This window comes from Pseudomonas corrugata (assembly GCF_001269905.1).
In the GTDB taxonomy this organism is placed as follows: domain Bacteria; phylum Pseudomonadota; class Gammaproteobacteria; order Pseudomonadales; family Pseudomonadaceae; genus Aquipseudomonas; species Aquipseudomonas corrugata.
Genome location: NZ_LHVK01000024.1, coordinates 1 through 13,925 on the forward strand (window position 1 = coordinate 1; position 13,925 = coordinate 13,925).

The following is a 13,925-nucleotide window of genomic DNA, read 5'->3' on the forward strand; positions in this document are numbered from 1 at the left end:
GGTGCGTCGGTTGATCAAAATCTCGGCTGACACACCGCCATCGCGAGCAGGCTCGCTCCCACAGGTCTTGTGCCCCTGAAATGAAAAAAGCCCTGTCACATTGGACAGGGCTTTTCACTTGCGGCTTGCGGCTTGCGGCTCAGAGCTGCTCTTAGAACATCACACCCTGGCTGCGCAGGTAGTCGTCATAAGTACCGCTGAAGTCGACCACGCCGTCTGCGCTCAACTCGATGATGCGGGTGGCCAGGGACGAGACGAACTCTCGGTCGTGGCTGACGAAGATCAGCGTGCCCGGGTAGTTCTCCAGCGCCAGGTTCAGCGCTTCGATGGATTCCATGTCCAAGTGGTTGGTCGGTTCGTCCATCACCAGTACGTTGGGTTTTTGCAGGATCAGCTTGCCGAACAGCATGCGGCCCTGTTCACCACCGGAGATGACTTTGACTGACTTGAGGATTTCGTCGTTGGAAAACAGCATGCGGCCCAAGGTGCCGCGAATCATCTGTTCGCCCTGGGTCCACTGGCCCATCCAGTCGAACAGGCTGACATCATCGGCGAAGTCATGGGCATGGTCCTGGGCGTAATAGCCCAGTTCTGCGCTCTCGGTCCACTTGACCGAACCGGCATCCGGCGCCAGTTCGCCCATCAGGGTGCGCAACAGGGTCGTCTTGCCGATACCGTTGGGGCCGATGATCGCCACGCGTTCGCCGGCTTCGACGGTGAAGCTGAAATTCTTGAACAGGGTTTTGCCATCGAAGCCCTTGGACATGCGTTCGATGGTCACTGCCTGGCGGTGCAGTTTCTTGTTCTGCTCGAAGCGGATGAACGGGCTCACGCGACTCGATGGCTTGACCTCGGCGAGCTGGATCTTGTCGATCTGCTTGGCACGGGAGGTGGCCTGCTTGGCCTTCGAGGCGTTGGCCGAGAAGCGGCTGACGAAGGTCTGCAGTTCGGCGATCTGGGCTTTCTTCTTGGCGTTGTCCGACAGTAACTGCTCGCGGGACTGGGTCGCTGCGATCATGTATTCGTCGTAGTTGCCCGGGAACAGGCGCAGCTCGCCGTAGTCCAGGTCGGCCATGTGGGTGCAGACACTGTTCAGGAAGTGCCGGTCGTGGGAAATGATGATCATGGTGCTGTTACGCGCCGTGAGAATGTTTTCCAGCCAGCGGATGGTGTTGATGTCCAGGTGGTTGGTCGGTTCGTCGAGCAACAGCACTTCCGGATCGGAGAACAGTGCCTGGGCGAGCAATACCCGCAGTTTCCAGCCTGGCGCGACTTCAGTCATCGGGCCGAAATGCTGCTCCAGCGGAATGCCCAGGCCCAGCAACAGCTCACCGGCGCGGGATTCGGCAGTATAGCCGTCCATTTCGGCGAATTCGGTTTCCAGCTCGGCCACGGCCATGCCGTCTTCTTCGGTCATTTCCGGCAGCGAATAGATGCGATCACGCTCGGCCTTGACCTTCCACAGCTCTTCGTGACCCATGATCACGGTGTCGATGACGGTGAACTGCTCGTAGGCGAACTGGTCCTGGCGCAGTTTGCCCAGGCGCACGTTCGGCTCGAGCATGACCTGGCCGCCGGAGGGCTCGAGGTCGCCGCCGAGGATCTTCATGAAGGTCGACTTGCCGCAACCGTTGGCGCCGATCAGGCCGTAGCGGTTACCCGCGCCGAATTTGACAGAGACGTTTTCGAACAGCGGCTTGGCGCCGAACTGCATCGTGATGTTAGCTGTAGAGATCAAAGGTTTATCCTGCGGAACATTCAGAGTAGCTAAGGGTGCGGCAGTACCTGTTCAGTACCTGTCTGCGCCGATCCGCGTCCGTGCAAAGGCGGCGCGGTCGCAGGCGCAAGGGTCCATCCGGCATAAGAGGACAGCAGCATACGAAGCGCCGAGCCCGAGTGGATGTGCGCGAAACCGGGTCAACGGTGTCGGCCAAAAGGGGGGCGCACAATATTTGGCGGCGATTGTACTGATCTGACCGCGTTAACGATAGGGTATTGGCCGGGCAAGACAGTTTTTCACAAATGAGGATAACTTTCAGTTACAACCTGTGGCTAAAATGCCACTTTCCAGATGCCATCCCTTTCGCCGCTTGGTTGGCCAGGGATGCGACCTGTTCACTCCCGTTGTGTGATGGACTTCGTGAAACTCATCATTGCCGCAATCTATATCCTGTCCATCGGCTACGTGCACCTGCGCGGGCGTGTGCGGCACAAGCTCGGACGCCAGCTGAGCGACCATTCTTCCTTCCTGGCGCCTATCAACTGCCTGCTTTACCTGTGTTCGAAGTTGCCCAACAAGCCGTACCTGAACCCGGCGGACTTCCCTGACCTGAGCCTCCTGCAAGCCCATTGGGAGGACATCCGTGCGGAGGGCCAGAGCCTGTTGCAGGCGGGGGCGATCAAGCGTTCCAGTCAATACGACGACGTAGGGTTCAATTCGTTCTTCAAGACCGGCTGGAAGCGCTTCTACCTGAAATGGTACGGCGACAGTCATCCCTCGGCCATGAAGCTGTGCCCACGCACCACCGAACTGGTGCAGAGTATCGGTTCGATCAAGGCGGCGATGTTCGCCGAGTTGCCGCCAGGTTCCAGACTGGTTAGGCACCGAGACCCCTATGCGGGGTCCTATCGTTATCATCTGGGCCTGCAGACCCCCAACGATGCGGGTTGTTATATCAATGTCGATGGCGAGGCTTACCATTGGCGCGATGGCGAGGCGGTGGTCTTCGACGAAACCTTCATCCATTACGCCGAAAACACCACTTCTCAGAACCGCATCATTTTGTTCTGCGACGTCGAGCGGCCAATGCGGTTTCGCTGGGCAACGGCCTTCAATCGCTGGTTCAGCCGTACCGTGATGGCCGCTGCCGGCGCGCCGAACGACGCCGGTGACAAGACGGGCGGGTTGAACCGGGCGTTCTCCAGGCTCTACAAGATTCGCTTGCAGGGCAAAGCGCTGAAGAAGCGCAACCGAACGCTGTATTACCTCCAGAAATGGGCGTTCTTCGCTGCTCTGCTGGCTGTGTTCATCTGGATCTGACGTCTGGCCTGGCCCTGTACGAGAACATATGTTCACTCCCCGGGCTTTTCCGCGTCCAGTTGTTCCCACATCCTGGCGGTGATCCGTTGGCGATGGCTGTAACCCTCCCATGGGTCGGCTCCCAGGCTTCTGGCCCGCTCAAGGGCCGTCTGGATATCCCATTGCTGGGCGTTGCGCAGGCCGTCGAGTTCGGCCCTGGCGACCGGGACCGACACCGGCAGGCCCGGCCTGGCGCGTACCGAGTACGCGGCGACGGTGCTGGCGCCTCGAGCATTACGCAGGTAATCGACGAATATCTTCCCCACCCGATTCCTGGGCCCCATGGTGGCGGTGATCCTTTTCGGCATCTGGCGAGTCATGAACTGTGAGATCGCTTTGGCGAAGGCCTTGGTGGCATCCCAGCTTTCGCTGCGCGCCAGCGGCACGACGATGTGCATGCCTTTGCCGCCGCTGGTCTTGAGGAATGCCCGCAGGCCCAACTCATCGAGCACCGACAGGGTCGCGCGAGTGGCCTCGAGCATGACTTGCCAGGGCAGCGATGGATCGGGGTCCAGGTCCAGGACGAACAGGTCCGGCGTCTCGATCCGGTCATGGGTGGCGGTCCAGGTGTGCAGCTCCACCGTACCCATCTGCGCCGCGCTGACGAGCGCCTGGAGGCTATCGATTTCCATCAGGGCGGCATGGCCCGGGTCCAGTCCCGGATCCAGCTGCCTGATATGGGGGATCTCCAGGCGATCAGCGTGTTTCTGAAAGAACTGTTCTTCGCCGATGCCGTCCGGTGCCCGCAACAACGCGATGGGACGCTGTTTCAGGTGGGGCAGGATCCACGGCGCGATGTCCGCGTAATACTGCACCAGTTCACCTTTTTGCACACCACTGACGCTGTCGATGACGCGCTCGGGATGGGTGATTTTCACGCCTCCGATTTCTGCCTTGCGGTTCTTGCCGCCGCGCTTGGGTTCTGGCGCCCTGGTTTTTTTCGGCAGAGGGTGCTCGCGGATAACCTTGTTCGCTGGCATGTCGTCGAGCAGCGCCACGAAAGCGGCCTGGCGTACAAGGCCGCTGGCGGTCCACTCGGTGAATTCGATCTCACAGACCCGGTCAGGCTCGACCCACTGCACGGCGCGACCCTGTGTCGGGGTGACTGGTTTGGCCAGGGGAGAGACAGCGCTCTCCTGCGCGGAGAGTCGCTCGAACAATCGTTTGCTTTCATCCTGGCTGAGCCCGCTGCTGACCCGGCCGGCATACACCAAGCCCGAAGGGTCGTTGACTGCGAGCAACAAGGCACCGAAGCCGTTGCGCCTGTCTTGCGCACGGGTGAAACCGACGATCACGAAGGCTTGGCGCAGCCGGCATTTCAGATTGACCCAGTCGGTGCTGCGCCGTGACACATAAGGGCTGCCCTGACGCTTGCCGACCACACGGTCCAGCGAGAGGGCGCTGGCGCTTTCCAGGATCTCATCTTCGCTGGCAGAGAAGGCTTCGGAGAAGCGCAGTCGCTTGCCGCCGTGGTGCCTGAGGACGCTTCTCAACGCCGCGCGTCGCTCCTCCACGGGTGTTTGTCGCAGGTCTTCGCCGTTGAGAAACGGTGCGTCGAACAGCACGTAAACCATGTCCACGGTGCGACCGATCTCAAAGGCGTCCCGAAGGGCGGCCATGTCAGCCTGGCCGGTCTCGTCCAGCAGAACCAGGTCGCCGTCCAGCCAACTGTCTCCCAGGTTCAGCTCGGCCAGCGCTTCTGCGTGCAATTTCAGGCGTTCGGTCCAGTCCTCTTGGTCGCGGCCGAACAAGCGGACTTCAGCATTTACGATGCGCGTCAGCAGGCGATAGCCATCGAACTTGACTTCATAGCGCCATTCGCCGGTGGGCGGTTGCTCTACGGACGTTGCCAGTTGCGGCAGCAGTCGTTCGGGAAGGCGCTCTTTGCGACCCCGGCGGCTGCTCACTGTTTCTTCGGATGTAGGGGCAGATTCACGATCGGCCTTGGCCATGACAGATTCCCTTGTATCGCTGACGTCCGGGGTTTAACCCCGGGAGGCCTTGGTGGTTTTTTTTGCGGGGGCGGACTTACTGGTCTTCGCCGCTTTAGCAGGCGCTTTTGCGGCGGGCTTGTCGGCGGATTTGCCCTTGCTGCCCAGGCTGCGCTTGAGCAGCTCGGTGAGGTCGATGACATCGGCGGTCTTGCGCTGTTCTTCGCCAGGGTCGGTTTCCACCGCCTCGAGCCGGCCTTCGTTGGCTTTCTTTTCCACCAACTCCATGATCTTTTCCTGGAAACTGTCCCGATAGTCCTGGGGTTCCCAGTCGGCACTCATGTCTTGCACCAGGCGCTTGGCCATTTCCAGCTCGCCTTTGACCAGGTTGGGTTTGGTGACCTCGTCCCCCAGTTCCAGGATGTCCAGTCCACGCACCTCTGCCGGCCAGCGCAGCATCACCAGTACCAGGGCCGACTCCAGGGGCATCAGGGCCGCCAAGTGTTGGCGGGTATGCAACACGACATGGGCCAGGGCCACCTTGTTGGTCTTGACCAGGGTTTCGCGAAGCAAGGCGTAGACTTTGCCGCCACGCTTGTCGGGAGCAAGGAAGTAGGGCGTATCGATGTTCTGCAGCGGGATCTTCTCGCTGTCGACGAAAGAAAAGATATCGATGGTCTGGGTGGACTTCGGGTGGGCCGAGCGGATTTCCTCCTCGCTGAGCAGCACGTACTGGCCTTTCTGGTACTCGACGCCCTTGACGATGTCTTCCTTGGTCACCTCCTTACCCGTGACCTTGTTGACCCGCTTGTAGCCCACCGGGTCCATGCTGCGCTTGTCCAGCCAGTCAAAATCCACGCCTTGGGACGACGTCGCCGAGACCAGCGCCACGGGAATGTGGACCAGTCCGAAACTGATTGCGCCTTTCCAGATTGCCCGTGCCATGGTGCGGTTTCCTTGCCGTGAATGGTTCTCTCTGGTGACCTTCCGGCCGTTGAAAAAGTTTCCATTGGGCGCCGGCTGGCGGTGGGGCAGGACAGATACGATGCATAGGCCCGGGTGGGGGTTGTGGGCGAGCCTGCTCGCGAAAGCGATGTGTCAGATGTCGACGGCCCCATAGCCTTCACAAGCAGGTTTTCCTCAGAGATGCCTCGTTACATCTTCAACCAGACATTTCGCTTAACAACCGTGAACCTGCGCGGTAGCGTGTTTTCGAAATGCCTGAGCGATTTCCGCAAAGCAGGGGAGGTACCGATGAACAGGCTAGTACTCGCGATCACCACGCTGTTGCTGAGCGCTGTCGTTCAGGCCGCCCCCCCCGGCCAGGGCCCTGTGGTCGTGGCCCAGAACCTGCCGGGCAACAACAACCCCTATAACAATCCCATACGTCGGGCCAATCCCAACAGCATGCAGGGAACACAGCCCAACGTCCCGACGATCCACCGCTACCCGACGGTACCGGTGCCTCGCCCGCCAACCCTGGAAAACGGCGGCATCGGCAATGGCTACCCGCGGTCGGGGCCGCCGCCGGGTTCGCCCAGGCCCACCATCGAATCCGGTACGCCACCCAGGAGCCCGAACGACAGCAATCGCTAGTCGTCCTGTTTCCCATCACAGAAGGAAGTGTGCATGTTGCGTAAAACACTCCAGGTCGTGCTCTGCGCCAGTGCCGTCCTGACCCTTGCCGCGCCGGCCTGGGCCGCGCAAACCCAGGTATTGAAGAGCGAGGAGGGCAGCGTGGAAGTGACCACCGTGATCAGGGGCCTGGAACATCCCTGGTCCGTGGCATTCCTGCCGGGGCAGCGGGGCATGCTGGTCACGGAGCGATCGGGCAGCTTGCGCCTGGTGAGCCCCGAGGGTCGGCTCTCGGCGCCATTGAGCGGTGTTCCTGAGGTATGGGCCAATGGCCAGGGCGGCTTGCTGGACGTGGTGTTGTCGCCGGACTTCAAGCAGGACCGCACCGTGTACCTGTCCTACTCCGAGGCTGGCAAGGACGGCAGGGCCGGGACCGCCGTGGGGCGCGGACAGCTCTCCGAGGATTCGAAGCGCCTGGAGAACTTCGATGTGATTTTCCGTCAGCAGCCCAAGCTCTCCACGGGCAATCACTTCGGCTCGCGGCTGGTCTTCGACCGGGAGGGTTACCTGTTCATCACCCTGGGTGAAAACAACGACCGGCCGACGGCCCAGGACCTGGACAAGCTGCAGGGCAAGGTCGTGCGTCTCTATCCGGACGGCAAAGTGCCGGATGACAACCCCTTTGTCGGTCAGAAGAATGTCCGTCCCGAAATCTGGGCCTTCGGTCTTCGCAATCCCCAAGGGGCCGCGCTCAACCCCTGGAATGGCACATTGTGGGAAAACGAGCACGGACCCAAGGGCGGCGATGAGCTGAACATCATCGAGCGTGGCAAGAACTACGGCTGGCCGCTGGCGACCCATGGCATCAACTATTCCGGTGCACCGATTCCGGAGGCCAAGGGTAAGCACGCCGAAGGCACGCTTGGGCCGCACCATGTCTGGCAAGTCTCGCCGGGCCTCAGCGGCATGGCGTTCTATGACCATGAGCGTTTCCAGCCTTGGCGGCATAACGTCTTCATCGGTGCGCTGGTGTCCCGTAACCTGATCCGTTTGCAGATGGAAGGCGACCAGGTCGTGCATGAAGAGCGCCTGCTGGGCGACCTCCAGGAGCGGATCCGCGATGTGCGCCAGGGACCGGATGGTTACCTGTATGTCCTGACGGATGAAAACGACGGTGCGCTGTATAAGGTCGGGCTTGAATGACCCATCCGGTGGGAGATGGATCCTGCCGTCACCCGCCGAAATTTGTGGGAGCCTGCTCGCGAAAGCGGCGGTACGTCCAGCCTCACCAGCACTGGTTCGCTACAGGGATTTACTGTCCAAGAACAATTCGCCATTGACTTGCCTCCGGCGCCCGGCTAATTTCCAGCCATGACTTCTACCGTACTGCGCAGCCAGCCAAGCATTATTACCGCCATTCCTTATCTGGCGGGCTAGCTGACGGCTGCACCCAACCCGCCCTTGAGGCGGGTTTTTTCTTTCTGTCTCCTGGGCCCGATTCGAACCAGGAGACTGCCATGACCGCTTCCCGCCCCGAGCAAACATTGCTGGAGCATTACGTTAAAAAGATCCTCGCCGCGCCGGTGTACGAACTGGCCGTGCGCACACCACTGCAAGCGGCTCCTGCACTGTCCGAAACCCTGGGAAACAGGATTCTGCTCAAACGTGAGGATCTGCAACCCACGTTTTCGTTCAAGATCCGCGGTGCCTACAACAAACTCGTGCAGTTGACGCCAGAGCAGCGAGCCCGTGGCGTCATCACCGCGTCGGCCGGCAACCATGCCCAGGGCGTTGCACTGGCGGCACGGGAACTGGAGATCTCGGCCTGCATCGTCATGCCGGTAACCACGCCGCAATTGAAGGTCCTGGGCGTACGCAATCGCGGTGCCGAGGCATTGCTGCACGGTGAGAGTTTTCCGTTCGCCCTGGCGCATGCGCTGGATCTGGCCCGGCAGACCGGTAGAGAGTTCGTTTCACCTTTCGATGATCCGGATGTCATCGCCGGCCAAGGCACGGTCGCCATGGAAATACTGCGCCAGCACGCGGGGGCGCTGGACGCCATCTTTGTCCCGGTGGGCGGTGGCGGACTGATAGCCGGGGTCGCGGCTTACGTTAAGTACCTGCGTCCGGAAGTCCGCATCATCGGTGTGGAATCGCAACACTCTGCTTGCCTGCAGGCCGCGATGGCCGCCGCAGAGCGAGTCATCCTGCCGACCGTGGGAACCTTCGCCGATGGTGTCGCCGTGGCGCAGATTGGTGCCCACGGCTTCGAGATCTGCCGCTTTTGCGTCGACGAAGTGATGACTGTCAGCGATGACCAACTGTGCGCTGCGATCAAGGACATCTATGACGATACCCGTTCCATCACCGAGCCATCCGGTGCCTTGGCCGTGGCAGGCATCAAACAATACGTCGCTCGCACCGGTGCACGTGGCCAGACGCTGATTGCCATCGACTCCGGAGCCAACATCAACTTCGACAGTTTGCGCCATGTGGCGGAGCGCGCCGCCGTCGAAACAGCATGACCCACGACCTGTCATCGCTTTTTTTAACTACCCGACGGATGCCCGGCTCTACCTTTTCAAATTGGGGCTACTCTAGCCTTCTACAGCGATAAAGCGATTGCATTCTGAATGCAGTTTGCAAGCAGCAAATCGCTGTCTCTTGCATTTTGCACGACGTGTTCGGCACACCCGCACACCAAGTAGTTGATTTATATCAAATCAAGATGTGGCAAATGCAGGCATGTTCTTTGCGAGATGGTTCAAGAGTTCGCTTCCGGACTTTTTGATCAGAACGCCAAGAATGAACATACGGCACGGTATTCGTAGTCTCAGTCCACAGGGAAGAAACGGACGAAATTCCGTCGTCGTAAACATAAATTGGCCGCCTCAACAGGAGAGAGTCGCCATGTTTTTATCTGCCCTCGAAATGCGCAATATCATTGAAAGCAGTTTGTTGCCCAAGCGCTCGCAATGCACCTTGTCACCCGATCTGACGATGACGATCAAGATTTTCGACGATCATGAAACCGATCGCGTGGCCTTGATCAAATCCAATATCGATGCCAACAAACTCACGGGCTGTCGGGCGATCAACGACCTGATTGCCGAGTTGCGCACCGAACTCGACCACAACCACGGCGCCGGGAACTACTTTCATCAGCAGCACCGGATGACCGGGCGCTGACAGAGCGGCAATGCCGACCTATTGAAAGCAAACAAGTCCCGTGGCGAGAGAAACTGCTCCCTCGCCATGGGACTTGTTTGTATACGACGCTCAATCCGTACCGCTCAGGTGAGCTGCTGCCTGTAAGGCAGGTCCGGGCCGGTCTTGCCGCAGGTCAGTGCGGCTGCACGCATGGCGAAGTCGAGCATCGTGTTGATCTGATCCCGGGCCAGGGTGTGCAGGCCTTCGGCCGAGTCCAATTGCTGTTCGACCAGCCAGGTAATCAATGCGGCCTGGAAGGTGTCGCCTGCGCCCACGGTATCGGCAATTTTCACCGGCTGGGCAGGCATCGACCAACTGCCATGATGGCTGCTGAACACGGTTGCACCCTGGCCGCCCCGGGTCAGAAAGACCAATTGGCAGCGATGCTCCAGCCAGCCTTCGATCACCGTCTGAGGGTCTCGCCCTGGGTAGAGCAGGCTCAGGTCTTCGTCGCTGACCTTGATCAGGTCCGCATAGCGCACCAGCGTCGCAATCCTCGAGCGCCACAGCTCGATGTCCGGTTGCGGGTTGAGTCGCACGTTCGGGTCCAGGCTGATCAGGCGCTTGCCGCTTTCGCGCTGCGCCAATGCCAGCAGGGTGTCGCCAATCGGTTGCACCACCAGGCAGAACGAGCCGAAATGCAGGCCACTCACTTCAGGGCCCAGTTCGGGTAAGTGTTGCAAGCCCAGTTGCCGGTCCGCACAGCCTTCGCCACGAAAACTGTAGTGGGGCGAGCCATTTGCGCCCACGGCGACCATTGCCAGGGTGGTCGGAGCGTCGAAGTCTCGCAGGTATTTCGCGCTGACACCTTCGTTGAGCAGGACCTGCTGCAAGCGCCGGCCAAGGTAGTCGGTGGACAGCCCGGCAAACAGCGCCGATTCCACCCCCAGGCGCCGCAGCCCCACCGCCACATTGAACGGCGAACCGCCGGCTATGGCCTTGAAATTGACCTGTGAGGCCGGGCCGCCGTCTTCTTTATCGCTGAAGAAATCAAACAGTGCTTCACCACACACCAGATACATGGATGTCTGCTCTCAAAGGGTTGCGACGTGTTGTCGATAAGTTTCATAGGCTTGTTGGGCGGCCGCGACATGCTCAGCGATTGGCCGGGTTTCGCTGGCCGGGTCGAGTTTGACGCAACGCTCGCAGAGTTCGGCCAGCCCTTGTTGCGCTCCGGAATGACACCACGCCGCCTGGATCGCCGCGCCCAGGGCCGCCGCTTCGCTCTGTTCAGTGCAGATGACCGTGGTGTCCATGATGTCGGCGACGATCTGCCGCCATACCGGGCTCTTCGAGCCGCCGCCGATCAAGCGGATGCTCCGCGCCTGGAGTCCTGTGGCACGCAGCAGGTCCAGGCCATAGCGCAAGCCGAAGGTGGTGCCTTCGACCACGGCCCGGCACAGATTGGCGCGGTTCAGGTTGGTGGTCGTCAGGCCCAACAGGCTGGCGGTGGCATGGGGCAGGGCGGGAACACGCTCACCGTTGAGGAACGGCAGCATGCAGACACCTTCGGCGCCGATCGGGGCCTGGGCAACCAGGGCGTTGAAGGTCTCGATGTCCAGCTCGAACAGCTCGCGTACTGCGCTGGTGGCATTGGTCAGGTTCATGGTGCAGATCAGCGGTAGCCAGCCGCCGCTGGAGGAGCAGAAGGCCGCTACCGACGCCTCGGGGCTGACGGCGGGCTCGCTGGCATAGGCATAGACCGTGCCGGAGGAACCCAGGCTCATGGTGATCACGCCGGGCTGGATGTTGCCGGTGCCGATGGCGCCCATCATGTTGTCCCCGCCGCCGCTTGCCACGACGGCATTGGGGTTGATACCCAGGCGTGCGGCAATGGCCGGCAGGACGCGCCCGACCGGCTGATTGGCTTCGATCAGTTCCGGCAACGCCGCCTGCAACCGGCCGCTGGGGTCGATGTGTTGCAGCAGCTGCAGGTCCCACTGACGGGTGCGTACATTGAAGTAGCCGGTGCCTGAGGCATCGCCGTATTCGCTGCAGTAACGACCGGTGAGCCAGTGGTTCAGGAAGTCGTGGGGCAACAGGATGTGCGCGATGCGAGCAAAGATCTGCGGATGGTGCTCTCGAGTCCATAACAGCTTGGAGACCGTGTAGCCTGGGGCGATGGCGACACCGAGACGCTCCAGGGCTCCGTTTTCGCCGCCCAGGTGCATCAGCAATCGATCGTTTTGCGGGGCACTCTCGGTGTCGCACCAGAGCTTGGCCGGGCGCAGCACCTGGTTCTGGTCATCCAGCAGCACCAGGCCATGTTGCTGGCCGGAGACGCCAATGCCGAGAATAGCCTGGCCGTCGACACCGGCGTCGGCCAAGGCTTGATGAGTGGCCTGGGTGAACGCGTCGATCCATTGCCCGGTGTCCTGTTCACGCCGGCCGTTGGCGCCGCTGATCATGGTATGGGCTGCGGCGCCCTGGCCCAGGACCTGGCCGCTGTTCGCATCCAGGATCAGGGCCTTGGTGCCTTGGGTGCCGCAGTCGATACCCAGGAACAACTGTTGATTTGCCATAGAAACCCTCGTGTGACAGATCGTTCCCACGCTCTGCGTGGGGATGCCTCAACGGACGCACCGCGTTCGGCTTTTGGGACGCGGAGCGTCCCTGGCTGCGTTCCCACGCGGAGCGTGGGAACGATCAACCTAACCCTCCAGCACCCGCTCAAGTGTCCGGGTCACCCCATGCTCGCGCAAGCTGTTGCAGCACCATTCGAAGGCCGCGACGAACTCCGCCGAGTGCGGGATCGCCGTACCGAAAATCTCCTCGACTTCCAGCATCCGCTGGGTTACCAGCGCATCATCGGCCACCAGCGCCTGGCAGAATTCCGCCCGTGGATCTGGAATCGTGTAGTTCACGCCGTTCTCGTCCACGCCCTTGAGGTACACGGCCCAAGCCGCGACCACCAGCGCAGCGCGCCGGGTTTCGCCACCGTCGGCAATCAGGCGGTTGATGGTCGGCACGGTGAATTTCGGAAACTTTGAAGAGCCGTCCGAGCATACCCGTTCCAACTGGTCGGCGATGGCCTGATTGGAGAAACGCTCCACCAGGGTATTCTTGTAGTCGCTCAGGTCGATGCCCGGGACGGGGGCCAGTTGCGGCGTCACGTCCAAGTCCATATAGGCACGGATATAACGCACGAACAACGGGTCGTTCATGGTTTCATGGACAAAGCGATAGCCTTTGAGAAACCCCAGGTAGGTCAAAGCCAGGTGGCTGCCGTTGAGCAGTTTGATCTTCATTTCTTCGTAGGGTGAAACGTCATCGGTGAACTGAACGCCGACCTTTTCCCAGGCCGGGCGCCCGTTGACGAATCTGTCTTCCAGCACCCATTGCACGAACGGCTCGCAGACCACCGGCCAGGCATCGTCGATCCCGTGTTCGTCGTGCAGTTGCAGGCGATGGGCGGCGCTGGTCATGGGCGTGATGCGGTCGACCATGGCGTTGGGAAAGCCCACGTTGTGGTCGATCCACTGCGCCAGTTCGGCGTTATGCAGCGTGGCGAAGGCCAGCAGTGCCTTGCGGGCCACCGCGCCGTTGTGGGGCAGGTTATCGCAGGACATCAGGGTAAACGCCGGTGTCCCGGCGGCTCGGCGCCTGGCCAGGGCGGCGCAGAGGAAGCCGAACACGGTGGTTGGAGCGTCCGGATGGGCCAGGTCGTGCTGGATCTGCGGCAGATGGGCCATGAACTCGCCGTTGCTGTCGTCGATGCAGTAGCCGCCCTCGGTGATGGTCAGCGAAACGATGCGGATTTGCGGCTCGGCCAGTTTGTCGATCAGTACCTGGGCGCCGTCCTCGGCCAGCAGCATGTCGTTGATGGCGCCTATCACGCGGACTTCGGTGTCGTCGTTGTCGCCCAGCTCGTACAGGGTAAACAGATAATCCTGGCTGGCCAGGTCATCCCGGGCACGCCGGTCTTCGGCCCGCAACCCGACGCCGCAAATGCCCCAGTCCAGGTCGGTGCCGGTGTTCATCAGCGCATTGGTGTAGTACGCCTGGTGGGCCCGATGGAAGCCGCCGACGCCGATGTGGGCGATGCCTTGGCGGATATCGCCCAAGGAATAGGCGGGCAGGGCGACTTCCGGCTTGAGGTTATGCAGGTTTTGGCGATTGAGTTTCATCAC

11 protein-coding genes are annotated in these 13,925 nt (G+C 61.0%); 5 read left to right on the plus strand and 6 right to left on the minus strand.

All coding sequences use genetic code 11. The annotated features are described in order from the left end of the window. Window positions 1–151: 151 nt before the first annotated feature. Entirely contained in the window at window positions 152–1,738 is a 1,587-nt protein-coding gene (locus AD665_RS23785) for an ABC-F family ATPase (RefSeq protein WP_024781069.1), read from the minus strand. 402 nt (window positions 1,739–2,140) lie between these two features. On the opposite strand from AD665_RS23785, the gene lpxO reads away from it, so the two are divergent. Continuing rightward, window positions 2,141–3,040, plus strand: coding sequence for a lipid A hydroxylase LpxO (lpxO, locus tag AD665_RS23790; protein ID WP_024781068.1), 900 nt, complete (start codon window positions 2,141–2,143; stop codon window positions 3,038–3,040). A gap of 32 nt (window positions 3,041–3,072) precedes the next feature. Here the strand turns inward: lpxO and ligD are convergent, their stop codons facing one another. Both ligD and ku read right to left on the minus strand, forming a co-directional pair. Then, entirely contained in the window at window positions 3,073–5,031 is a 1,959-nt protein-coding gene (ligD, locus tag AD665_RS23795) for a DNA ligase D (protein WP_053194144.1), read from the minus strand. Between the two features lie 33 nt (window positions 5,032–5,064). Further along, window positions 5,065–5,955, minus strand: a complete 891-nt coding sequence (gene ku, locus AD665_RS23800) for a non-homologous end joining protein Ku (protein WP_024781066.1) — start codon at window positions 5,953–5,955, stop codon at window positions 5,065–5,067. Between the two features lie 309 nt (window positions 5,956–6,264). On the opposite strand from ku, the gene AD665_RS23805 reads away from it, so the two are divergent. The 4 genes from AD665_RS23805 (at window position 6,265) to AD665_RS23820 (ending at window position 9,774) form a co-directional block, all read left to right on the plus strand. Beyond that, window positions 6,265–6,606, plus strand: a complete 342-nt coding sequence (locus AD665_RS23805; RefSeq protein WP_024781065.1) for a hypothetical protein — start codon at window positions 6,265–6,267, stop codon at window positions 6,604–6,606. Window positions 6,607–6,639: 33 nt separating this feature from the next. Next, window positions 6,640–7,788, plus strand: a complete 1,149-nt coding sequence (locus tag AD665_RS23810) for a PQQ-dependent sugar dehydrogenase (RefSeq protein WP_024781064.1) — start codon at window positions 6,640–6,642, stop codon at window positions 7,786–7,788. 314 nt (window positions 7,789–8,102) lie between these two features. Further along, a complete protein-coding gene (gene ilvA / locus AD665_RS23815; protein WP_080996620.1) occupies window positions 8,103–9,110 on the plus strand; it encodes a threonine ammonia-lyase, biosynthetic in 1,008 nt (335 codons plus the stop codon). 385 nt (window positions 9,111–9,495) lie between these two features. Continuing rightward, entirely contained in the window at window positions 9,496–9,774 is a 279-nt protein-coding gene (locus AD665_RS23820; protein ID WP_024781063.1) for a DUF1652 domain-containing protein, read from the plus strand. Between the two features lie 104 nt (window positions 9,775–9,878). Here AD665_RS23820 and AD665_RS23825 read toward each other — a convergent pair whose 3' ends face one another. From AD665_RS23825 to AD665_RS23835, 3 genes are all read right to left on the minus strand, one after another. Continuing rightward, entirely contained in the window at window positions 9,879–10,817 is a 939-nt protein-coding gene (locus AD665_RS23825; RefSeq protein WP_024781062.1) for a carbohydrate kinase family protein, read from the minus strand. 12 nt (window positions 10,818–10,829) lie between these two features. Continuing rightward, the gene (gene xylB, locus AD665_RS23830; protein WP_024781061.1) at window positions 10,830–12,317 is read right to left on the minus strand and encodes a xylulokinase; all 1,488 of its coding nucleotides are present in this window, start codon (window positions 12,315–12,317) and stop codon (window positions 10,830–10,832) included. 129 nt (window positions 12,318–12,446) lie between these two features. Then, entirely contained in the window at window positions 12,447–13,922 is a 1,476-nt protein-coding gene (locus AD665_RS23835; protein ID WP_053194146.1) for a mannitol dehydrogenase family protein, read from the minus strand. Window positions 13,923–13,925 lie beyond the last annotated feature (3 nt).